This window comes from Streptomyces sp. R35 (assembly GCF_041053035.1).
Taxonomy (GTDB): Bacteria; Actinomycetota; Actinomycetes; order Streptomycetales; family Streptomycetaceae; genus Streptomyces; species Streptomyces lutosisoli.
The window spans coordinates 9,085,707-9,107,778 of sequence record NZ_CP163440.1 but is presented as its reverse complement, the minus strand read 5'-3'; the positions used below and the strand labels follow the sequence as shown (position 1 = coordinate 9,107,778).

At 67.7% G+C, this 22,072-nt stretch carries 20 protein-coding genes and 3 pseudogenes; 11 read left to right on the top strand and 12 right to left on the bottom strand.

The annotated features are described in order from the left end of the window. Positions 1 to 94: 94 nt before the first annotated feature. The 4 genes and pseudogenes from AB5J50_RS40995 to AB5J50_RS40980 all read left to right on the top strand — a co-directional run bounded on the left by AB5J50_RS40995 (position 95) and on the right by AB5J50_RS40980 (position 4,999). Complete coding sequence (locus tag AB5J50_RS40995; protein WP_369263700.1) at positions 95 to 820, top strand: enoyl-CoA hydratase/isomerase family protein; 726 nt, start codon at positions 95 to 97, stop codon at positions 818 to 820. Positions 821 to 1,251: 431 nt separating this feature from the next. Then, positions 1,252 to 1,806, top strand: a complete 555-nt coding sequence (locus AB5J50_RS40990) for a TetR/AcrR family transcriptional regulator (RefSeq protein ID WP_369263699.1) — start codon at positions 1,252 to 1,254, stop codon at positions 1,804 to 1,806. Between the two features lie 421 nt (positions 1,807 to 2,227). Next, positions 2,228 to 3,291 (top strand): annotated as a pseudogene (locus tag AB5J50_RS40985) (IS701 family transposase); the annotation flags it as partial. Positions 3,292 to 3,759: 468 nt separating this feature from the next. After that, positions 3,760 to 4,999: pseudogene (locus AB5J50_RS40980) on the top strand (PP2C family protein-serine/threonine phosphatase). Between the two features lie 282 nt (positions 5,000 to 5,281). Here the strand turns inward: AB5J50_RS40980 and AB5J50_RS40975 are convergent. The 4 genes from AB5J50_RS40975 to AB5J50_RS40960 all read right to left on the bottom strand — a co-directional run bounded on the left by AB5J50_RS40975 (position 5,282) and on the right by AB5J50_RS40960 (position 7,992). Beyond that, positions 5,282 to 5,638: a PRC-barrel domain-containing protein gene (locus AB5J50_RS40975; protein ID WP_369263698.1), complete on the bottom strand. Its 357-nt coding sequence runs from the start codon at positions 5,636 to 5,638 to the stop codon at positions 5,282 to 5,284. Between the two features lie 221 nt (positions 5,639 to 5,859). Further along, positions 5,860 to 6,645: a hemolysin III family protein gene (locus AB5J50_RS40970; RefSeq protein ID WP_369265653.1), complete on the bottom strand. Its 786-nt coding sequence runs from the start codon at positions 6,643 to 6,645 to the stop codon at positions 5,860 to 5,862. Between the two features lie 559 nt (positions 6,646 to 7,204). Continuing rightward, a complete protein-coding gene (locus AB5J50_RS40965) occupies positions 7,205 to 7,408 on the bottom strand; it encodes a cold-shock protein (RefSeq protein WP_008734837.1) in 204 nt (67 codons plus the stop codon). 245 nt (positions 7,409 to 7,653) lie between these two features. Further along, a complete protein-coding gene (locus AB5J50_RS40960; RefSeq protein WP_359606597.1) occupies positions 7,654 to 7,992 on the bottom strand; it encodes a MerR family transcriptional regulator in 339 nt (112 codons plus the stop codon). Between the two features lie 885 nt (positions 7,993 to 8,877). On the opposite strand from AB5J50_RS40960, the gene AB5J50_RS40955 reads away from it, so the two are divergent. Beyond that, on the top strand, positions 8,878 to 9,321 hold the full coding sequence (locus AB5J50_RS40955) for an ATP-binding protein (RefSeq protein ID WP_369263697.1): 444 nt from the start codon (positions 8,878 to 8,880) through the stop codon (positions 9,319 to 9,321). After that, on the top strand, positions 9,308 to 9,667 hold the full coding sequence (locus tag AB5J50_RS40950; protein WP_369263696.1) for a hypothetical protein: 360 nt from the start codon (positions 9,308 to 9,310) through the stop codon (positions 9,665 to 9,667). Before AB5J50_RS40955 ends, AB5J50_RS40950 begins: the two co-directional genes overlap by 14 nt. A gap of 117 nt (positions 9,668 to 9,784) precedes the next feature. On the opposite strand, the gene AB5J50_RS40945 is transcribed toward AB5J50_RS40950, so the two are convergent. The 4 genes from AB5J50_RS40945 to AB5J50_RS40930 all read right to left on the bottom strand — a co-directional run bounded on the left by AB5J50_RS40945 (position 9,785) and on the right by AB5J50_RS40930 (position 12,649). Beyond that, positions 9,785 to 10,093 carry an SCO5918 family protein gene (locus AB5J50_RS40945; protein ID WP_369263695.1) on the bottom strand — a complete coding sequence of 103 codons (309 nt, stop codon included), beginning with the start codon at positions 10,091 to 10,093 and terminating at the stop codon, positions 9,785 to 9,787. 50 nt (positions 10,094 to 10,143) lie between these two features. After that, on the bottom strand, positions 10,144 to 10,548 hold the full coding sequence (locus AB5J50_RS40940; RefSeq protein ID WP_369263694.1) for a CBS domain-containing protein: 405 nt from the start codon (positions 10,546 to 10,548) through the stop codon (positions 10,144 to 10,146). Positions 10,549 to 10,594: 46 nt separating this feature from the next. Next, positions 10,595 to 12,088, bottom strand: coding sequence for a DEAD/DEAH box helicase (locus AB5J50_RS40935; RefSeq protein ID WP_369263693.1), 1,494 nt, complete (start codon positions 12,086 to 12,088; stop codon positions 10,595 to 10,597). Positions 12,089 to 12,445: 357 nt separating this feature from the next. Beyond that, positions 12,446 to 12,649: a cold-shock protein gene (locus tag AB5J50_RS40930; protein WP_023586116.1), complete on the bottom strand. Its 204-nt coding sequence runs from the start codon at positions 12,647 to 12,649 to the stop codon at positions 12,446 to 12,448. A 422-nt stretch (positions 12,650 to 13,071) separates the two neighbouring features. On the opposite strand from AB5J50_RS40930, the gene AB5J50_RS40925 reads away from it, so the two are divergent. Beyond that, on the top strand, positions 13,072 to 13,200 hold the full coding sequence (locus AB5J50_RS40925; protein ID WP_369263692.1) for an FAD-dependent monooxygenase: 129 nt from the start codon (positions 13,072 to 13,074) through the stop codon (positions 13,198 to 13,200). A 584-nt stretch (positions 13,201 to 13,784) separates the two neighbouring features. Here the strand turns inward: AB5J50_RS40925 and AB5J50_RS40920 are convergent. From AB5J50_RS40920 to AB5J50_RS40905, 4 genes and pseudogenes are all read right to left on the bottom strand, one after another. Then, positions 13,785 to 14,270 (bottom strand): annotated as a pseudogene (locus AB5J50_RS40920) (NAD(P)H-dependent oxidoreductase); the annotation flags it as partial. Positions 14,271 to 14,354: 84 nt separating this feature from the next. Continuing rightward, positions 14,355 to 15,122: a transposase gene (locus tag AB5J50_RS40915; protein WP_369263691.1), complete on the bottom strand. Its 768-nt coding sequence runs from the start codon at positions 15,120 to 15,122 to the stop codon at positions 14,355 to 14,357. A 43-nt stretch (positions 15,123 to 15,165) separates the two neighbouring features. After that, positions 15,166 to 15,585: a hypothetical protein gene (locus tag AB5J50_RS40910; RefSeq protein ID WP_369263690.1), complete on the bottom strand. Its 420-nt coding sequence runs from the start codon at positions 15,583 to 15,585 to the stop codon at positions 15,166 to 15,168. A 1,294-nt stretch (positions 15,586 to 16,879) separates the two neighbouring features. Beyond that, positions 16,880 to 18,097, bottom strand: a complete 1,218-nt coding sequence (locus tag AB5J50_RS40905; RefSeq protein ID WP_369263689.1) for an acetyl-CoA C-acetyltransferase — start codon at positions 18,095 to 18,097, stop codon at positions 16,880 to 16,882. 569 nt (positions 18,098 to 18,666) lie between these two features. On the opposite strand from AB5J50_RS40905, the gene AB5J50_RS40900 reads away from it, so the two are divergent. Genes AB5J50_RS40900 through AB5J50_RS40885 form a run of 4 tightly spaced genes read left to right on the top strand, consistent with a single transcriptional unit; the run spans position 18,667 to position 22,029 of the window. Continuing rightward, positions 18,667 to 19,812: an acyl-CoA dehydrogenase family protein gene (locus AB5J50_RS40900; RefSeq protein ID WP_369263688.1), complete on the top strand. Its 1,146-nt coding sequence runs from the start codon at positions 18,667 to 18,669 to the stop codon at positions 19,810 to 19,812. 42 nt (positions 19,813 to 19,854) lie between these two features. Further along, positions 19,855 to 20,592, top strand: coding sequence for an SDR family oxidoreductase (locus AB5J50_RS40895; protein WP_369263687.1), 738 nt, complete (start codon positions 19,855 to 19,857; stop codon positions 20,590 to 20,592). Between the two features lie 16 nt (positions 20,593 to 20,608). Continuing rightward, entirely contained in the window at positions 20,609 to 21,367 is a 759-nt protein-coding gene (locus AB5J50_RS40890) for an SDR family NAD(P)-dependent oxidoreductase (protein ID WP_369263686.1), read from the top strand. A 35-nt stretch (positions 21,368 to 21,402) separates the two neighbouring features. Next, positions 21,403 to 22,029, top strand: a complete 627-nt coding sequence (locus AB5J50_RS40885) for a TetR family transcriptional regulator (RefSeq protein WP_369263685.1) — start codon at positions 21,403 to 21,405, stop codon at positions 22,027 to 22,029. Positions 22,030 to 22,072: the final 43 nt, after the last annotated feature.

The following is a 22,072-nucleotide window of genomic DNA, read 5'->3' as shown; positions in this document are numbered from 1 at the left end:
GCAGCCGCTCCCCCAGGGCATCAGCTCGATCAACCTCCCCGGCGACCAGCGGCCTCCGCTGCGCCCCGGCAGTACCGCTTCGGTGGCCTGCTCCATGGCCACCCGCACCAACTCTCTGAACGGAGTACACATCATGGCCGTCACGAATCGACTCAGCGTCATCCGGCAATCGCCTGCCTACTGGCGCGTCGTCATCGACAATCCCCCGTTCAACCTCTTCGACCCGGAGATGTTCGCGGAACTGAACGTCCTGATGGACGAGTTTGAGCGCGACAGCGATCTCAAGATCGTCGTGTTCGAGAGCGGAGACGAGGACTTCTTCGTCAACCACCACGGCCTTGAGCGCGGCCATGGGGCAGCGGACCAGCCGGGTGGCGCGTCGTTCGACCACTGGCCGACCTTCGTGACCCGACTCGCACAGTCGTCCGTGATCAGCGTGGCCAAGGTGCGCGGCCGCGCCCGGGCGCAAGGGTTCGAGTTCGCCCTTGCCATGGACATGCGCTTCGCGTCGAGGGAACGGGCGGTGTTCTCCTTGATCGAGGTCGCCGGTTCCTCGATTCCGGGTGGCGGCGGCGTCGAATGGCTCGCCGCCCTGATCGGACGCTCGAGGACCCTCGAGGTCGTCCTCGGCGCGGACGACTTCGGCGCGGACATCGCCGAACGCTATGGCTGGGTCAACCGGCCCGTTCCCGACAGCGAACTCGACGCGTTCGTCGACGCCTTCGCCGAGCGCGTGAGCCGTTTCGAGAAGCGCGCACTGGAAGTCGGCAAGAAGCTGGTCAACGCGCGCGCCGGCGTCCCCTCGGAAGGGGATCTCTGAGTCTCGAACCATGTGCTCGCAGGGGTGGACGCCTGGCCCGAAGCGCAGGCGATGATGCCGAAGCTGAACGCCGCCGGCTTCAGCAAGGACAAGGACTTCGAGTTGAACATGGCCGAGCGTCTCGGCAACCTTCCATCCGCATGACCAGGATCCGGGCGACCGGACGGAGTGCGCGGCGGCCCTGCTGGCCGTGGTTCGTTGACTGCGGTTCAGGGCGGCAGTAGGCCAGACGGTGGGTGCTTCCCACTGTCTGGCCGCCGTGATGACCAAGCGTTTTGCCGTGTCCGCCCGATCCGGGGCCTCTGGAAGCCTGTGCCGCACGCTTCGATGACCTTTTCTCGATGCCGGCGCAGCGTGGGCGAGCTCTGCTAGCTGACGGGGACTTCCAGGGTGTTGGCCGCCGGGTGACATGGGCCGAGCACTGCGGGCAGATGCCGAGCGCAGTGTGCGCGATTCTGGAGGCGGCCGAGCAGGTCTTCGCCCAGGACGCCGGCGCCTCCATGGAGCAGGTCGCCGAGGCGGCGGGGCTGACCAGGATTACCGTTCACCGCCGGTTCGCGAACCGGCAGGCCCTGCTGGAGGCGCTCGCCGTCTCCGCGAAGGAGCAACTCGTCGACGCCATCGAGGAAGCCCGGCCGGACGCCGCTCCCGCACTCGTGGCGCTGCACCGGGTCACGGCGAACGTCCTGCGGGTCAAGAACACCTGGCGCTTCACCCTCAGCCACGCCACGGCCCACACCCCCGCCGCAGCCGCCCTGTGGGAAGAAATCAACACCCACACCGTCGAACTCCTGAACCGGGCACAGCACGAAGGACTGCTAGCCCCGGACGCAGACCTGGAGTGGACGCGACAGGTGTACTACGCCCTCCTCAGCGAAGCCATCAACAGGCCCGGCGTGCAACAGGACCCTGCCGCACAAGACCCGGACGCACTGGCCACACTCGTCATCGACACACTCCTGCACGGCGCGGGGCCACGCGGCTGAGCCGCAACGGATCAACAGAACGCGGAAGCCACCCATCGACTGCTGCCGCAGACGAAGCGCGTCTGCGGCCCTCACACCTGGCGCCCGGGCAGCCACACGGCCTGGCGTGAGAGCACACCAACAGCACGCTCCAGTGCCGCCATCGCGCGCGATCTCAATCCGCCAGTGCCTGTCCGGTGCAACCCCTGGCCGACCGGACCAGCTCCGGTACTAGTACTCCAGCAGGAGTTTGCTGTCTGACCTGGTCTTTTGCCGGGTGGCGGGAGTGTAGCGCGGCTCCGAAGGCGCGGGGGCGGTCTCACGGAGACCGCCCCTCGATCGTGCGACAACGCCGCAGGTAGTGACAGCGGCGGGGCAGCCTCTCAAGGTGATCACCGAGTATGTCGCCGCGCAGTGGGACCTCGAATTCGACGAACTCCTCCTGACCATCGGCCACCGCTTCCGGCGGGTCGAGCTGCGTCGTCGCATGCGTGACTACGTACGCGGGCTCCTTGCCCCGGTGGCCCGTAAGAACAGTTGGCAACTGGCCGAGAAGGCCGGCCACGCGACCCCCGATGGCCTGCAGCATCTGCTCGCCGGTGCAAAGTGGCAGCCCGATGACATCCGCGACGACCTGCAGCAATACATCGCCGACAAACTCGGCGAGGACAGCGGTGTCCTGATCGTCGACGACACCGGCTTCATCAAGAAGGGCATCACGTCCGCCGGGGTCCAGCGGCAGTACTCCGGGACCACCGGCCGGACGGAGAACTGCCAGATCGGCGTCTCCGCCGCCTACGCCTCCGTCCGCGGCCGCGCCCTGGTGGACCGCGAGCTCTACCTCCCCAAGTCCTGGACCGAGGACCGGGAACGCTGCCGCGCCGCAAAGGTCCCCGACGAACGGGAGTTCGCCACCAAGGGTGAACTGGCCCGCCACATGGTGTTGCGGGCCCTCGCCTCGCCGCTGCCCATCGCCTGGGTGACCGCGGACTCCGCCTACGGGCAGGACAATCGATTCCGCCGGCGGCTGGAACAGTCGGGCGCCGGCTACGTGCGGCAGTCCCCAAGTCCCAGTTCACCGTGGGCTGTCCCCGCATCGACGGCCTGTTCGCGCAAGCACCCAACGAGGCATGGGAGAGGATCTCGTGCGGTGACGGCGCGAAGGGCCCCCGTGTCTATCACTGGGCTGCGGTGCGGCTGCCTTCTGTCGCGGGGTTCGACTACCAGGGCGAAGTCCCTCACCGGATGCGGTGGGCACTGGCCCGGCGAAGCATCAGCAGGCCGGACGAGGTCGCCTACTACCTCGCCTACGCGCCCCTGGAAACAACGGTCCGGGAGTTGGTGCGGGTCGCCGGGGCACGCTGGGCGATCGAGGAGTGTTTCCAGGCTGCGAAGAACGAGTGTGACCTGGACCAGTACGAGGTCCGCCGTTACGTGGGTTGGTATCGACACGTCACCCTCGCCATGCTCGCGCACGCATTCCTGGCTGCCACGGCTTTTCAGGCCGAGGAAAAGGGGGCGCAACCGATGGGACCATCGAGCTCACAGTGGCGGAGGTTCGGCGACTCCTGGCAGCTTGTCGTCCCCGACCCCCGCACATGCGCGGACGTCGAGGACGACGTCACGCGCTGAGCTGGTCGAACTGGCGCCGCCAACGCCAGGCAATCGCCCGCCGCTGTCACTACCTGCGGCGTTGTCGCACGATCGAGGGGCGGTCTCCGTGAGACCGCCCCCGCACCTTCGGAGCCCCGCTACACTCCCGCCACCCGGCAAAAGACCAGGTCAGACAGCAAACTCCTGCTGGAGTACTAGCACCTCCCTGGCAGCGGGCTCGGCGCCAGCCCCTCGCGTACCTGGGCGAGAGCCCTGAGCACCAGCGAGCAGCGAGGAGTCACCGTGACCGTACACGAGCATGAAGGACACGGTGGGCCGACCATTCCCACTCCCGTGAACCGGGGTGGCCAGGGCAGGGTGATGACCCTGGCGGGGACACTGGCCGCAGCGGAGACAGCGGCACCCGTCGAGTCGCTCGACGTGGTCGCGCGGATGCTCAAGGAGCACCTCGGGGCCGCGTCGGTGTCGTTCCTCATCACCGACTTCACCGGCGGCTCGGTGGTACGGCTGGGTGCGGCGGGCAGCGTCGATACCGATGAACCCGCCCGGCGCATCACCCTGCGGGGCACCCTGTACGACGACGTGATCCGCACCCAGCGACCGAGCGTGGAGGACAAGGGCGAGGGCGCGCTGGTGCGGATCGTCGCCCCGGTGACCAACCGCGGGGACGCCATCGGGCTCCTCGAACTGTTCCTGCCCACGGCACCCGACGCGGAGACCATGCGGGAGGTCGGCGAGACCGCACACGCCCTGGCGTACATCGTCATCGCGAACCGGTCCTTCACCGACGTGTACCAGTGGGGCCGCCGTACCACTCCGCTGAGCCTGGCCGCGGAGATCCAGCATCGGCTGCTCCCGGCTTCGCTGGCGTGCGAGGCCGCGCAGTTCGCCGTGGCCGGGGCGCTGGAGCCGGCCGACCACGTGGGGGGTGACACCTTCGACTACGTCATAGACCGGGACACCGTTCAGCTCTCCGTCACCGACGCCATGGGCCACGATGTCGACGCTGCGCTGCTGGCCACTCTCCTGGTGGGCGCCCTACGCCGGGCACGGCGGTCCGGTGCCGACCTCGCCGAACAGGCCCGCCAGGCCGACCAGGCCATGCATGAGCACGGCCGTCAGAGCTACGTCACCGGTCAGCTTCTCCGCATCAGCCTGATCGACGGCACAACCGAGTTCATCAACGCCGGCCACCCCTGGCCGCTGCGCATGCGGAACGGCGAAGTGCAGGAGATCACTCCGAAGATCGATATGCCGTTCGGCTTCCACGCCCCTCACACCTACCGGGTCCAGTCGCTGGACCTGCAGCCGGGCGACCGGCTGGTGATGCTGACCGACGGCATGCTGGAGCGCAACGCCAACAGTCTCGATCTGTCGGACCTGATCGTGCGCACCAGCGCGCTGCACCCCCGTGAGGCGCGCCCGCACTCTCATCGGGGCGATCGTCGACGCCAACCACGGCCACCTACAGGACGACGCGACCGTCATGTGCCTGGACTGGCACGGCGTCGACCACTCGGAGCGGGACGCCAACACGGGCGCCGACCTCACCGATGCCTCCGCACCGTCACGGACAAGGCGGGCAACCTCTGCGCGATAGTCCGATGCCTGCTCCGGCATCCCGCTGCGTCCGGTCCCCGGGCGGGGCGGCCCGGGGCAGCTGCCCGGTTGACCGCGTCACCGGGGGAGATGCCTACGACGGCGGCCCAGGCGCAGGCCAAGGAGGACGAAGTCGGCGACCAGAACCACCACACCGATGACCAACAGGTAGAAAAGGCCCTTCGCCACCACACCGATGATGCCGAGCACGATGGCCACAAGGACCAGTAGGAGAAAGAGAGCCATCGGTGTCACCTCATGGTGGGGCGCATTGGTGGGGGCATCAGCGGCGGGCGAGGCGACGTTCGCCGCCCTCACCAGTTCGGTAGGCGAGCTCGTAGTGCGCGAAAACCGTCTTCTCGTCCTCCGCGAGCAGTTCGCCGTCCGTGCCGATCGAGGGCGCTTCCTTGACCTGCTTCTTGTCGTAGGCGACCTTCAGATAGCCGGGACCGACCGTCGCATCGCCCAGGGGGACGAACACCAGCCGGTGCCGGGTCGGCAGGCCGACCATGACCGTCGCGAACGCGGGTTGGTCTGTGGCCGTGTCCACGTAGACCGCCTCCAGGACGCCAATCTTGTGCTGCTCATGGTCGACCACGTCGTGGCCCCGCCATTCCCTGATGTCTTGCGCCTTGAACACGGCAGCCCCTCTGTCGCAGGTCAGTTGAAGACCGCTGGTGTCACGTTCTCCTCCCTCCTTACCTGTCTACGGAGCGTCACACCCTTCAGAGCAACCACCTTGTAGGCCGGACGGCGGACGACTTTCACGCGCGGCGCGATGCCTCGGCGACAGCCCGGCCCGTCGCGCACCAGCGCGGCGACGCGTGTGACGAGCCGCCGCAGCCAAGAACGCTGTCGCGGTCAGTAGGCGGCCAGGGAGATGGCGATGTAGTGCGCGGTGAAGGCCGCCACGGTCAGGGCGTGGAACACCTCGTGGAAGCCGAACCAGCGGGGTGAGGGGTCGGGGCGCTGGAGGGCGTAGACCACCGCGCCAGCGCTGTAGAGGAGCCCGCCGGCCACGATCAGGATGAGTACGGCCGCTCCCCCGGTGTGCAGGAAGTCGGGCAGGTAGCGCACCGGTGCCCATCCCAGGGCGAGGTAACACGGGGTGTACAGCCAGCGCGGAGCTCCGACCCAAAAGACCCGGAACGCGATACCGGCCAATGCGCCCGCCCACACGATCCACAGCAGCAGGGACCGCTGGTCCGGCGGGAGGAGAAGCACCGCCAGGGGTGTGCAGGTGCCGGCGATGATGAGGAAGATGTTGGCGTGGTCGAGACGTCGCAGGAGTGCCTCGCCGAGCCGCCCCCAAGTGCCACGGTGGTAGATCGCGCTCGTTGCGAACAGCATCCAGGCGGTGACCGAATACACGGCGCAGGCCAGGGCCGCCTGCGGGGTGCGGGCCAGGCAGACGAGAACGATGCCTGCGATCAGTGAGGCGGGAACCATCGCGGCATGGAGCCAGCCACGCAGCCTCGGCTTGATCGGTTCGGCCAGGTCGGCCGCCCGCTCGACCAGAGCGGCAACCAGATGAACTTCTTTTTCTGCTTCATCGTCTTCTGGTCCGACGGGCGGCCGGTCTTCCCGACTCTCTGCGCTCCGTGAGGCACCGTGAATGTATTCGGCTTCAGCGGCGTCGCGGGACACGGCTCCACGTCCCCTCTCGGACTCCTGGGCGTCACCGGCGATCATGGGGTCATGCTAGAAGACGGCACCCGGACGCCATTCCGGGAGGTCGGTCGCGAGCCTGCCGTCCACGTCGTCGGCATGGTGTTCCTCAGCCGTTTCAACTCCGGCCCTCGTTGATACTGCCGTCAATTGGGCCTGCCGAAGCCGAGTAGATCGGCCGGCCACGGGAACGATCAGGACTTCCGAACGGGCATTCCGCCCGGCTACGTCCAAGGATCGCGTCGTGGCCAGGCCCATCGGCAAAGCGAACGGCGAGGCGTGCGAACACGAGACGACGCTCGAAGCGGCCGGGTCTCGTGCCGGGCGTCGACAGGATCTGTGGTGCACAGGATCAGGGCCGCGCAGCAATGGCTGGGCGGCCCTGATCTGTTGAGTGAATCTGGGGTCGGCGTGACCTCGGCCGCAGAGTTCCTTAGGTCCGGTCCCCGTTCCCTGTGTCTGGGTGAGCAGCACGGCGCGCGCAGTCGGCGGCAGTCACGGACGCGGCGTGCGCGATCCCTCGGGCAGGGCTGCGAGGTCAGGCCGGGTTGATGTTTTCGGCCTGGGGGCCCTTCTGGCCCTGGGTGACGTCGAACGTCACGATCTGGCCCTCCTGGAGCTCACGGAAGCCCGAGGAGTTGATCGCCGAGTAGTGCGCGAAGACGTCCGGGCCGCCGCCGTCCTGGGCGATGAAGCCGAAGCCCTTCTCCGCGTTGAACCACTTCACAGTGCCCGTAGCCATGCCTCATGCCTTCCAGTCGATGAACGCCTCCCACTCCATGGGGAAGGCGGAGGTGATCGCCCTGGTCCCTGCGGCACAGCACAGCAAAACGCCCACGCCAGGAGCGTGGGCTTGGGGGACTCCGAACCACGACAGCTGACGCAGACGCTACACGCCCACACACCGCGTCACCAGAGAAAGCGATCACGCCGAACACCAGGACCGGGCGGGTACGGGGGTGCCCGCCGATGCCGACGGAACCCGTCTCAGGCCGTGGTCGTCGGGTTCGACGATTCTGCGGCGCGGCGGTGTTCTTCGTTGATGCGCTTGGCTTCTTCGAGCTGGTCTTCGAGGATGATGATGCGGCAGGCGGCCTCGATGGGGGTCCCGTGGTCCACGAGTTCCCGGGCACGGGCGGCGATGCGCAGCTGGTAGCGGGAGTAGCGGCGATGGCCGCCGGCGGAGCGGAGCGGAGTGATCAGGCGGGCTTCGCCGAGGGCGCGCAGGAAGCCCTGCGTGGTGCCGAGCAGCTCGGCGGCTCCGCCCATCGTGTAAGCGGGGTAGTCGTCGTCGTCGATACGGCCGAACGAGTCGTCTGCTGTCATTTGCACCTCTCTGTGGAACGCGTCGAGGGGCCTTGGTGCCATTTGGCACCAAGGCCCCGAAGGAACTGCTACACCATCTGCCGACCCTCGTACTGCGTCGGCCCTCTGTTTCCGCAGACCCGACCGGCATGCTGCCGGGGCTGCTGGGATCGCGGTTGCTTGACCGGAGACCACCTCACTATCGATGTCCTGCGGTACCCGGGTTCAAGATGTCGGCCCGGGCGATCCTGATGGCGCTCGGCTCCTCCGTTCTTCCCTCTGGGATCAACTGCTTACAAGTGGGGTACTGCGCACCGCTGGTGATACGAACTGCTCAGCGGCCTGTGACAGCGCCGCTCTTCGGCAGCCAGCCCCGTCGCCCGTCCTGCGTCTGCTCTGGCTTGGAACCCCACTGCCGAACCTCCCGGTGCGCGCGTCCGCAGCCGACGCCTTCACCGAGGTGCTGCTCACTGACTTCACTGCTGGGTACCGCGAACTGCACTTACGGGTACTGCCCTTGCGGTCCTGCTCACGGCGGCCCCTGATCACTGCGGGCCACCCGGTCCGGTCGCCAGTTCCGTCGCCGTCCTGCAACCGCTCTGGCTTCGGAACTCCACCACCGCACCGTCCTGCGAACTGCACTTGCATGTACTGCCGCCCGGCAGTTCGTGTCTGCCAGGCCCTGCTGTCTCTCTGGGCTACGAGAGAACCATAATCACGCCCCCATCCCAATGTCTACTCTGACAAACAGAGATTTCCGCGCGTTCGACAGAGAGGCAATCGGCCTCGAACAGCGGCAGGCGCAGGAGGAAGGGCTGTCAGCGCCTGGTTAACGGGCCACAGGCGGGGGAACGGGACACGGCAGGCAGAACCGGACATCGACGATCCAGAGACCGGGGAGACCCGATGAACACAACGAGCGTCAACGTCGCAACCCTCCGCTCCGCGACATCCGTCGCCGGCCCACGCGAAAGCGCCCGGGATTTCCTCAGAGGTCTCCTACGTCCGATCGCAGCCGAGGATGCCGACATCGTGGTCCTGGTCGTCTCGGAGCTCGTCACCAACGCCCTGCGTCACGGCGGCGGCACCTGCACCCTGGACCTGACCGCGCACCCGGACAGCATCGAGGTGGCCGTGCACGACCACAGCCCCGAGCTGCCGCGCATGCGCACCCTCGACCTGAACGACGGCACGGGAGGCTTCGGCTGGCCCATTGTCAACCGTCTCGCCCATGCCACCGCCGTGACCCGCCAGGCGGCCGGCGGCCGTAGGTGCCATCCTCGCCCGGTAACGCCACCGCTGAAGCAGACGGATGGCCGGCAATACAATCTGCCCCATGTCGAAGCCTGACGAGCTGCTCGTTGACGTCGCCACCGTGGTGGAGTCCGGGCAGAGCAACCAGATGTCCCTGACCGTGGTCACCGGTGGTGCTGTCATCACCGGCCGGCTGGCTCCCGAAGCCGTGTGGAGGCGGAGGGTGTCGGAGGTTCTGACGGATTCCGCCCGCCTGGGAGAGTTCTCCGCCGTGTTCGACACCCCCGCGAAGGGGGACGGGCCACCCACTCATCTGCACTTCCACGTCGCCCGAATTCTTCAGGGCACGGTGGGGATCCCGGAGACGGGCGGGATGTACCGGGTTGCGATCGACGACGTCAGCGCCTGGACCGTGGGCGACTTCAGCTATTCCGACCACTGATATTCCGGGCGCTGAGGAACCACGGCGACGGGAACCCGTCGCACGCAGTGGGCCCGGCCGACTTGCGTCGGCCGGGCCCACTGCTGTTCAGGTGTCGGCGCGTGCCTGTCGCGTCGGTCAGACAGACATGGGAGTGCCGAGCATCGCGGAAGCCTGCCGGAGCGAGCCGAGGATGCCTACGGGTACGGCCTTGGGGAGGGCGCGGCAGGTGAAGCCGAGCTTGGTCATCGCCCGGCGGACTTCGTCGGCGCTGAAGTCGCGGCGGTCCTGGCGGGTGATGACCTGGCCGACCTGCTTGACGGGGTAGTGACGGCGGCCGATGATCACGGACTCACCCATGACCTGCTCGGGCTTGATGCCCTTCATCGATTCCAGCACACCGCTCTTGGTGAGCTCGAAGGGGAAACGGGCGATGACGCAGCGCATGGGGCCTCACAGGGAGAAGGGGAGAACGGTTCGACCAAGGGTGAGGCGGATCAGCGGGGGAGGGCGAGGACGCCCAGGGCGCCGCCTTGCCCGACGACCACTGGCAAGGCACCGAGCCGACGGGAGCACATCGCGTGCTCGGCTTCGGCCATCGTCATCACGGGTGACGTGAACGACCGGTGGTCGCCGAGGATGTCGCGCAGGCGGACGCGGTCCGTGTAGGCGGAGTTGTCGCGCACGGCGGTGAGTTCGGTCCGGGTGACCAGGCCAGTGCACTGGCCGTCCTGGTCGCAGACGACCAGTCGGCCCGTGCGGGCGGCGGTCATGACGGACAGCGCCACCTCGACGCTCATGTCGTCCCAGACCTGTGGTCCGGCCGCCTCCATGACCTCAGCCGGCGTCCTGTGCACAGGGCCGGCGTTCGCCGGGCGGGGCTGCGTCTGAACCAGCGTCAAAAGATGCCTCCTGCAGAGATGGGTCAGCTTCCTGATCACGAAGGTTCTAGGCCGCCGCACCGACGACGGACTGGCGTACGGGCCCGCGCCGGGCTCCCGAGGAGGGGCGGCGCCGGCCCCTGGAGGAGGCGCTGCGCTTGGGGCGTTCGGCCACCGGTGCGGTGATGACGACCGGGATGCCGGACGGAGCCTGGGCACCGGTGATGCGGTTCAGTTCAGCCTCGCCGGAGCGGACCTCGGTGATCTGCGGCCGGATCCCGGCGTCCGACATGAGGCGGGCCATGCCGCGTCGCTGGCCGGGTGTCACGAGGGTGACGACGCTGCCGGACTCGCCGGCGCGGGCGGTACGGCCACCGCGGTGGAGGTAGTCCTTGTGGTCGGTCGGCGGGTCAACGTTGACGACCAGGTCGAGGTTGTCGACATGAATGCCTCGCGCCGCCACATTGGTTGCCACCAACACGCTGACGTGCCCCGTCTTGAACTGGGCGAGTGTGCGGGTGCGCTGCGGCTGCGACTTGCCGCCGTGCAGCGCGGCGGCCCGGACCCCGCTGTTGAGGAGGTCCTGGGTCAGCCGGTCGACGGCGTGCTTGGTGTCCAGGAACATGATCACCCGGCCCTCGCGGGCGGCGATCTCGGTCGTGGCGGCGTGCTTGTCGGCGCCGTGGACGTGCAGGACGTGGTGCTCCATCGTCGTGACCGCACCGGCCGACGGGTCGACCGAATGCACGACGGGGTCGGTGAGATAGCGGCGCACCAGCAGGTCGACGTTACGGTCCAAGGTGGCGGAGAACAGCATCCGCTGCCCCTCCGGACGCACCTGGTCCAGCAGTGCGGTGACCTGCGGCATGAAGCCCATGTCGGCCATCTGGTCGGCCTCGTCCAGCACCGTGATGCCCACCTGGTTCAGACGGCAGTCGCCACGGTCGATGAGGTCCTTGAGCCGGCCCGGGGTCGCGACGACGACCTCGGCACCGCCTCGCAGCGCACCGGCCTGCCTGCCAATCGACATCCCGCCCACCACCGTGGCCAGCCGCAGCCTGACCGAGCGGGCGTAGGGAGTGAGCGCGTCGGTCACCTGCTGCGCCAGCTCACGCGTCGGTACGAGGATCAGCCCCAGCGGCTGGCGGGGCTCGGCACGCTGTCCGGCCGTGCGGGCGAGCAGGGCGAGACCGAAGGCGAGGGTCTTGCCGGAACCGGTGCGCCCACGGCCCAGGACGTCACGGCCCGCCAGAGTGTTCGGCAACGTCGCACCCTGGATCGGGAACGGTGCGCTCACACCCTGCCTGCCGAGTTCAGCCAGCAGTTGCTCGGGCATGTCGAGATCGGCGAAGCCCTGGGCGGCAGGCAGCGCGGGGGTGATCGTCTCAGGAAGCGCGAACTCACCCTGCACCGCGGCGGGCCGACGGCCGTAACCGCCGGAACGGACAGGCCCGCCGGAACGGCGCGGTGCCGATGAGCCGAAGCGGCTGCCGCCCTTCCCGGCGTCGGCGCTGCCATTACGGGTGCGGGCAAAGCGGTCGTTCGTACGTGTGCGGTTCATGCGGAACCTTCCTCGATGTGGCACATATCAAGGAATTCCCGCAGCGTTGAGCAGCGCGGAGAACCACAAGTATGGACCGGCGGCAAAAGCAAAATGCAAAAGAAAGCAGATCTGGCCGACGGAAATCCACGCGGGCGCAGGTGCTGAAACGGGTGACGTGACAGGGACGCACAATCGGGGTGCCGACCGCGGTGCGGCCCTTCAGGGCGGGGCTGCATCTCTGAAGGATGAGCCGTGCCTGGTGAGACCGCGGATTCCTCCGAGCCGTCCCGCAGATGAATTCGCCACGGGAAACGCGTGTAGCTGGGGCCCACACCCCGAAGGATGCGGGCCCCAGCTACAGAGTGCTCGTCAGCGTCAGGCCGGAACGATGTTCTCGGCCGTCGGGCCCTTCTGGCCCTGCGCGATGTCGAAGGTCACCTTCTGGCCTTCCAGCAGCTCGCGGAATCCCTGGGCGGCGATGTTCGAGTAGTGGGCGAACACGTCAGCGCCGCCACCGTCCTGCTCGATGAAGCCGAAGCCCTTTTCCGCATTGAACCACTTCACGGTACCAGCAGCCATGCCATATCTCCTTCGGGGCAGTACATCGGAATCCGCACTGTGCGGAAACCGTGTCGCCGCAATGATTACCCCGCCCGGAAAACGACCGGAAAATACAAAAGCGCCCTCCCCGACCGAAGCCGAGTGGGAGCTCTTGAAGTTTCGGGAACCAAAACTGCAACTGAGATCAACAGTAGCACGCCGCCACGGCCCGCGCCGGTTAACTAATTCCACTCCACCCATTGCGACAAAAACTCTCGCTGCATGGTCCGGCAAACTCTCACCTCACAAGCACAGTTATTGACTCACTCACAGTGCAACGTTCCGGAAAAGCGGAGTCGCCAGCCGCAACCAGGGGCGCCCGAGCACGGGGAAGTACGCGACTGTCCGCAAGATCGAATTCAACAAGGTCACGTCCCCCTGTGATGCGGCACGAGTGCGTTATGAACCCGGCCGGTGGCGCCGGTGCCAACACCGCCCTCCGCGACGCCACAGCCCTGGCCGAAGCCCTCGCCCAGGCCGCCACCGGCGCACCGCTCATCCCCGAACTGCGCTTAGCAGCGGCCGTGTGAACCGCCCCGGCCCTGTCAGGCGCTTGTACTCGGGAAGTTGCCACCGAGGTGACCGGACTGGTCGCCCCCGGCACCGGCCACTTCGTGACCGAAGAAGCACCCGACGCCATCACCCAGGCGCTACTCGACTTCTTCCGCTGACCGACGCCGCCCGCGCCCCAGTGTGCCGGGCGGGGGCAGGAGCGGCGGTCGAGCGCGGAGTCGTGGACCACACAACCGTGACGAGTGACGACCTCCGGAAGTGAGTTCGGCGCCGTCTGACGGCCTCCGACCGACCTCCAGGAGGTCCCCATGTCCACATTGACGCGCCTTCGAACCCACGCGCCTGTCTACGGCAGGCGCATCTGGTCGTCGACGAGGTCGATCGCGCCCGCCGCAGACCGGCACCCGACGTCAGGGCCCTCGCCAGCTGGAGCGCCCTCGCCACCCATGCCAGCCCTGCCCCACGCGGAAGAGCACCGCTGAGGAGGCTGCACCCCAGATACGCCGAGTCAGCGGCGCTCGGCAACGAGCGACCAGAGACTGGTAGGACCCATCACCCCTGCGTCGAGATCGGCGAGGCGGCCGTTGCCGTGAGAGTGCGGTCAGGCGGCGAAGGAGGCGAGCAATTCGTTGTACTGCTTGCCAGCGGTGGCCAGATCCTGGTCGGAGAGACCGAAAGCGGTGCCGTACAGCTTGACCATCGGCTGGATGTCGAACTGGCACAGCCGCAGGGTCGCTTCCCAGCTGCTGAGGAGCGTCTCCAGGGTGGTCTTGTTCGCGCCTTCGGGGGTGTAGTGCTCGGCGGGGACGCCGGTGGTGACGGCCACGATGGCCTTCTTGCCGACCAGCTTGGAGGGCGAGCCGTCCATGGTGAAGGCCCAGCCGAGGGTGAAGACCTTGTCCTGCCACTGCTTGAGCAGAGGGGTGGTGTTGTACCAGAACACCGGGTGCTGGAAGACGATCACGTCGTGGTCGGCCAGCAGTGCCTGCTCGGCGTCGACGTCGATCTGGAAGTCGGGGTAGGTGGCGTAGAGGTCGTGCACGGTGACATGGGCCAGTTCGCGGACGGCGTCCACCAGGGCCTTGTTGGCCTTCGACTGGGACTAAGGCTTGTCCCGTAACGATCTTCGAGTCGGAAGAGGCAAGGCCGGTTGTGGGCCCCTTCTGTTCGCCTATCCGGCGAGGGTGAGGTTGTGCAGGCGGGCGATGCCGAGCATCGCGTGGTGGACACCATCGCCCTTGAGCCGGCAGTCGCGTAGGATCTTCCAGCCCTTCAGGTGGGCGAATGTGTGCTCGACGCGGGCCCTGACCTGCTTGTGGGACCGGTTGTGTTCCTTCTTCCAGGCCGGGAGTTCCTCGCCCTTGCGTCGACGGTGTGGCATAACCAGTCCGGTCCCTTGGTAGCCGCCGTCGGCAATGGTCATGGTGTTGCCGACGGCGCCCTTGGCGCCGGACTCCTCCCAGCCGCGGGAGTCGTGTCGGTTGCCCGGCAGGGGCCGGCCGACCACGACGACCAGGCGGGTGTCGGCATCGATGACGACCTGGTGGGCCGTGGAGTAGCGGTAGTTCTTTGACTGCTCGGCCACCGTATGGTCGCGGGTGGGCACCAGGGTTCCGTCCACGATCAGCACGGTGTCCTTGCGGAACCGCTTGCGCGGTTGCATGGCCAGCACTGGTCCGAGGTGGTTGATGATCCGGTCCGCCGCAGATTTTGAGATGCCGAACAGCGGAGCAATCTGTCGCATCGTCAAATTTGTGCGCCAATAGGTCGCGACCAACAGAATGCGGTCCTCGAGCGGGAGTCCCCAGGGTCGCCCACGCTGGAGCTCGGCAGCGGTCTTGCGCCGCACGGAGGTCACCAACTTGCCGAAGCAGCGCGCGCTCAGCCCGGTGAAGGGGCCTATCCAGGACGGCTCCGACGCCGTGATCACTGAAGTCACAGCAAGATCGTTCCATCCGGAGCCGACCGCGGTGGGCATTGGATCAGGTGCGGAGCTCGAGGTGCTGTTCAAGCCGACTGCGCAGACGCGCAGAAGCTCCACGAAGAGCCCCGAGTTGTCGCACTTCTGCCGCCGCAAGTTCCGTCCGTCCTGCCAGCGCAAGCACCGCGGCATAGGGCCGTTCGCCCTCGGCGAGCTTCGCCGCCACGGCGTCACGGACGGCTCGCAGCACTATTCGGTTCGCGCTCGGATGCTCCGCCAGCAGGCGAAGGAGCCTGTTGTCGTTCCAGGCACCGTCTTGGGCCGTGCTCAGCTCCAGCAGAGTGCCAGGCGCCGTGGCGGGATTGGCGGCCAGCGCCTGCCAGACAAAGGGGTACGGACAACGCGCGAGTCGATGCAGAACGGCGCTGTCGTTCTCGGCACGCGCCAGTTCGAGGTAGTCGGCAGGCGTGTGCACGGACATGGCCCCTCGGGTTCGTCGGGGCAATCATCCTGTCATCAGGACTCGGTCACCCGTGTGCGGGGGCTCTAACCCCAACCGGCCAAGATCGTTACGGGACAGCCCTTAGGCGGTGTGGCTGAGAGCGCTCGCAATGGCGGCGGTGTCGCCGGGGGCGGCCGCGGCCATCTCGTCGAGGGCGGAGCTGTCGCTCGAGCGCCGCGAAATCCGCTTCACCCGGGGCGTGTCAACCCATGATCGCGCCACCGTTCCGCCATGGACATCTCAGGAACAACACATGAGTTGACCAGGAACGGCAAAGGACAGTCACAGTTTCAACGATCTTCTTGTTGACATGTTCCAGCCACTCATAGGTTCTGCGCCGGTCAGGACGCGCATCACGCGTCTCGGCCGTCCAGCGCACCCGCATGTCTCCCCTGGTTCACCCACCTCTCGGAGGAAGTACGTTGCGCAGAACCGTTTCCCTCACCGCCGTGTCCTCTTTGGCCACGGCTGCTCTGGCCCTGGCAGCCCCGGCCGGCCAGGCGGCGCCCTCGGCCTCACCGTCGTCGAACGGCGTCACCGTCGCCCATTCCTGTGCGGCCCCGACGCAGAAGAACGTGATGGCGTGCAAGGCTCTGCACGTCACTGCGGGCACCCCCAAGTCCGCGCACGCCGAGAGCGGCTGCTCGAGCGTTTCCCGCAGGCCCGCGCGGTCGCACTGCCGTCGGTGGCTGCGGCGATCAAGGCAGGCAACGAGGCTGAGCGCAAACAGTGGCGGCAGTTCTTCGACGGCCAGGCACTGGACAACACTGTCGTCCCCGACCCCCTCGAGGGCGACACGATCCTGATCGACGGACAGGAGTCATCGGCAAGACCATCGTCAAGATCGCCAGGGCGCGCCGCCCGCGCACCCGCTACCGGGTGGGTTTCGGGGCCGCCCCCACCATGTCCTGCGCTGGCTGCTGCCGGACCGCGCCTTCGACTTCGTCATCCGCAGTGCCTTCGGCGTCTGATCCAATCTGGTTCCAGGAGAGATCGGTCCTCTGCGGCCCCGCGCCCACACCGGTGCGGCAGGTGGTCACGACGGCCGGAGGAGGGCTGCTCTTCAGCGGGGTCTCCCGGCTGATCGACAGCATCCACCGCCATGAGCTGCAGGACGATCTACTGACGGCCGTACACCAGCTTTGGTCCCCAGCCACGAAGTCGAAGGCCGACGCAATTACCGAGCGTCTGCCGTACGAACCTGCCGCCGAAACAGCGCAATGCGGCTGCGGGCGCGCCGGTTCACCGCCAGAGGCGACCCAGAATCTGAGATCTAGGCGAGCCGCTCGATCAGCATGGCCATGCCTTGCCCGCCGCCGACGCACATCGTCTCCAGGCCGATCTGTTTGTCATGGGCCTGAAGGTTGTTGATGAGCGATCCGGTGATCCGCGCTCCGGTCATCCCATAGGGGTGGCCCAACGCGATGGCCCCGCCCGAAACGTTGAGTTTGTCCTCGTCGATCTGCAGCGCCTGTGCAGAGCCGAGCACCTGCACGGCGAATGCTTCGTTGATCTCGACGAGGTCGACGTCGCTCATGGTCAGGCCTGCGTGGTCGAGTGCCTGACGGGTGGCCTCGATGGGGCCGAGGCCCATGATCTCCGGCGAGAGAGCGGTCACGCCGGTGGAGATGATGCGGGCCAGCGGCTGCAGGCCGAGTTCACGCGCCCTGACATCGGACATGATGACGAGGGCCGCCGCTCCGTCGTTGAGCGGGCACGAGTTGCCGGCGGTGACGGAGCCCTTCTCACGGAAGACCGGCTTGAGCGCGGAGACCGCATCGAGCGTCGTCCCGGGCCGCGGGCAGTCGTCCTCGGTCACGATCGAGCCGTCGGGCAGGGTGATCGGGGTGATCTCCATGCGGAAGTGGCCGCGCGCGATGGCCTCCTCGGCTCGGTGCTGCGAACGAACCGCCCACCGGTCCTGCTCTTCGCGACTGATGCCCGTGAGGGAGGCAACGTTCTCCGCGGTTTCACCCATGCTGATGTACACGTCGGGCACCACTCCCGACTCGCGAGGGTCGGTCCAAGCCTCGTGGCTCGCCTGCCTGGCGGCCGAGCGTGCCTGAGCGACGCGGAACGCGGGATTCTGCGTGTCCGGCCAGGAGTCCGAGTTGCCGTTGATATACCGGGACACGGCCTCTGTGCCCGCCGATATGTAGGCCGAACCTTCGCCTGCCTTGATCGCGTGGAAGGCCATCCGCGTCGTCTGCAGCGACGATGAGCAGTAGCGGGTCACCGTGGTGCCCGGAAGGTTGTCGTAGCCCAGTTGGACCGCGACGTTGCGCGCCAAGTTGAAGCCTTGTTCTCCACCGGGCAGACCGCAGCCGAGGATCAGGTCTCCGATCTCGTCGGGGTCGAGTCCCGGGACCTTGGCGAGCGCCGCAGCGATCACCTGGGTGGCGAGATCGTCGCTGCGCATCTCCTTCAGCGACCCCTTGAACGCCCGACCGATCGGCGAGCGGGCGTAGGACACAATCACGGCTTCGGGCATCTGAGTGCTCTTCTCGGAGATCTGGCGGTGGGTTCTGTCCGGGCGAGCGGCTCTCAAGCTCCGGCAGAACAGGGATTACGTCAGCAAGGTAGCCACCCGAAACAGGTACTCCATAGGACGATCGCGCCTCGCCGTGGTACGTCCGCGCCAGACGGCCCCTGCCCGTTTCGTCTTGGTTCGGGTACCTCGGTGAGCGCCTCGCCCCGGCCCGCCGTCCTCCCGCATGCCTTCGGCGACCGAGGCAATCGCATACAGACGTTCGGCGGCACTGCGGAGGGAGCACGCCACCGATCCGCGCCTGCCTGCGGGCATGGCCGCCCATCACCCCGCTCAACCAGACCCGTCAACACGGTTGATGTGTTGGGAGTTGATGGGGGAACCGCCGGCGGACTCCACTGCGCGCGATGGAGGACCCCCGTGGCGTACGTCATGTCCGCCTACCTCGCAGACGGGGTTGACGGAATCGACCCGCCTAAGAAAACTAAGCGCTCGCATAGTTACTATGCACTCGCTTACTTCCTACTTCCTGCTTCTTACTTCCTATTTCCGGCGAGCGACGAGGAGCTCCTGTGCGCCGTACTGTCTTCGATGCCGACCACGAGGCCTTCCGGACCTCCGTCCGGGCATTCGTGGAGCGCGAGCTGCGGCCGCGCCAGGAGGAGTTCATCCAGCAGCGGGCGATCGACCGCGCCGCGTGGAAGGCCGCTGGGCAGCAAGGACTGCTCGGGCTGCTGATACCGGGGCAGTACGGCGGCAGCGAGGCGGGCGACTATCGCTTCACCGCGGTTCTGCACGAGGAATTCGCCAGGCTGTCGGTGGCATTCGCCTCCTCGTTCACCATCCACTGCGAGGTCGTCGCCCCCTACCTGGTCGAGCTGACCACCGAGGAGCAGCGTGAGCGCTGGCTGCCGCGGTTCTGCGCGGGCGAGCTGGTCACCGCGATCGGTATGACCGAGCCCTCGGCAGGATCCGATCTTGCGGCCCTGCGGACCACTGCCGTACGCGACGGGGAGAACTGGACCCTCAACGGCTCCAAGACCTTCATCACCAACGGCTCCGGCGCCGACCTGGTGGTCGTCGCCGCTCGCACCAGCCCGGAGAAGGGCGCCAAGGGCATCACGCTGTTCGCCGTGGAGACGGACATGCCCGGTTTCGAGCGCGGGCGCAAGCTGGACAAGGTCGGTCAGCACGAAGCCGACACCGCCGAGCTGTTCTTCCATGACGTGCGCGTCCCGGGCGCCAACGTCATCGGCGAAGTCGACCGCGGCTTCATCCACATGATGGAGCGGCTCCCGCAGGAGCGGATCGGTGCCGCCGTGCTCAACCTGGCCCACGCCGCGCAGATCCTGGACGAGACGCTGGAGTATGTGAAGCAGCGGAAGGCCTTCGGCCAGTCCGTCGGCTCCTTCCAGTACAACAAGTTCCGGCTGGCCGAGATGGTCACCCAGATCGAGGTGACCCAGGCCTTCGTCGACCAGTGCGTCGCCGCCCACGTCACGGGCCGGCTCTCGGCGGTGGACGCGGCCAAGGCCAAGTGGTGGACCGCCCAGGTGCAGAACGAGGTCCTCGACGCCTGCGTCCAACTGCACGGCGGGTACGGCTACATGAACGAATACCGGGTCGCCCGAGCCTGGCAGGACGCCCGTGTCACCAAGATCTGGGCCGGCTCGAACGAAATCATGAAGGAACTCATCGGCCGCGACCTCGGCCTGTAAGGCCCTTGGACACGGACACCACTATCCGGATGGGAGCGCCCGATGGGCAACCTCAGCTTCGACTTCACCGGCCACACCGCGATCATCACCGGCGCAGCCCGCGGCATCGGCCTCGAACTCGGTCGCCACCTGCGCACTTCAGGCGCGGACGTGGTCCTGGTCGACCGAGACGAGGACGAACTCCGCGCGGTGGCGAAGGAGTTGGACGCTCTGTGGGTGGCCGCGGACGTCACCTCCAGCACTGACGTGGAGCGTGTCGTCGCCACCGCGCTGGCCGAGACCGGCCGCGTCGACGTCCTGGTCAACAACGCCGGGATCCTGCGCGACGGCGTCCTGTGGAAGCTCGCCGACGACGACTGGGACGCCGTACTGGCCGTTCACGCGGGCGGCGCCTTCCGGTTCACCCGGGCGTGCGTCCCCCACTTCCGCGCGCAGAGGTATGGCCGGGTCGTCAACGTCACCTCCTACTCCGGTCTGCACGGCAACATCGGCCAGGCCAACTACGCCACCGCCAAAGCCGGGATCATCGGCTTCACCCGCACCGCCGCCAAAGAGCTCGCCCGCTTCGGCGTCACCGTGAACGCCATCTCCCCCAACGCGGAGACCCGCATGGTCTCTTCTGTCCCCGCCGAGAAGCGCGCCGAGCTGACTGCCGGCATCCCGATGGGCCGCTTCGGCGACCCGAGCGAGATGTGCGCGGCTGTCGCCTTCCTCGTCTCTGAGGAGGCCGGCTACATCACCGGTGCCGTGCTGCCTGTCGACGGCGGCCTGTCCATCTGACCTCTCTGGAGCCCCTGTGAACATCCTCGACCGTTTCCGTCTCGACGACCGCGTCGCCATCGTCACCGGCGCTTCCTCCGGTCTCGGCGTCGCCTTCGCTCAGGCCCTCGCCGAAGCCGGGGCCGACGTCGTCCTGGCCGCCCGACGCACCGACCGGCTCGCCGAAACCGCCCGCCTCGTCGAGGCCGCGGGCCGCCGCGCCCTGTGCGTCAAGGCCGACGTCGCCTCGCCCGACGACTGTCATGCGGTCGCGGCGGCCGCCGCGGACTTCGGCCACGTCGGCGTCCTGGTCAACAACGCCGGCGTGGCCGATGCGGTCCCCGCCAGCCGGGAGACACCGGAGCACTTCCGGCGCATCATCGACATCAACCTCATGGGTGCCTACTGGATGGCCCGGGCGGCAGCCCGAGTGATGACCGGCGGCGGCTCCATCGTCAACATCGCCAGCGTCCTCGGCCTGGTCAACACCGGCCTGCCGCAGGCCGGCTACTCCTCCTCCAAGGCGGGCATGCTCGGTCTCACCCGCGACCTGGCCGCCCAGTGGAGCCACCGCAAGAACATCCGTGTCAACGCCCTCGCCCCCGGCTACTTCGCCTCCGAAATGACCGCCCGTCAGGACGCCGACAACATCGACGACATCGTCCGCCGCATCCCGCTTCCCCGCACCGGCGAACCCGAGGAACTCGCCGCCGCCGTGGTCTTCCTCGCCTCCGACGCCTCCAGCTACGTCACCGGCACCACCCTCACCGTCGACGGCGGCCTCATCATCAGCTGAGCAGACCGACAGACGTGATCCGCAAGAATGGGCGCGTGACAACCAGCGCAACCGACGACCTGTGGGGCGAGGCCGGCCCCGGCTCCCGGCGCATCCTCGAGGCGGCGCTCACGGCCTTCGCCGCCCGCGGCTACCACGGCGCCTCCACCCGCGACATCGCCGCCGCCGCCGGGATGAGCCCGTCGGCCGTCTACGCACACCACCGCACGAAAGAAGACCTCCTCTACGCGATCAGCCTCGCCGGCCACCGCAGCGCGCTGGCCGCAGTGGAACGCGCCCTGGCGGAGGAGGTGACGGCGGTCGGCCGGCTTCGGGCGCTGGTTCACGACTACACCGCCTGGCACGCCCGCCACCACCAGCTGGCCCGCGTCGTCCAGTACGAGCTCGGCGCACTCGCGCCGGACCACCGTGACGAGATCCTCCGGCTCCGCCGCCGCACCGAGGAAGTGGTGCTCGACGAGATCGCGGCCGGCATCGCGTCCGGGGCGTTCCGCACCGAGGACCCGGGCGGTGTCGCGCTGACGGTACTCTCCCTCGGCGTCGACGTCAGCCGCTGGTACACCCCCGGCGGCCACCACACTCCCGTCAGCCTCGGCCGCCGCTACGCGACGCTGGTGCTGGCCATGCTGGGCACCGACCACCGGTCCGCGACCGCAGGCTGACGAACGACGGCGGCTCTCTCCCATCACGGCTACGTCGTGCTTG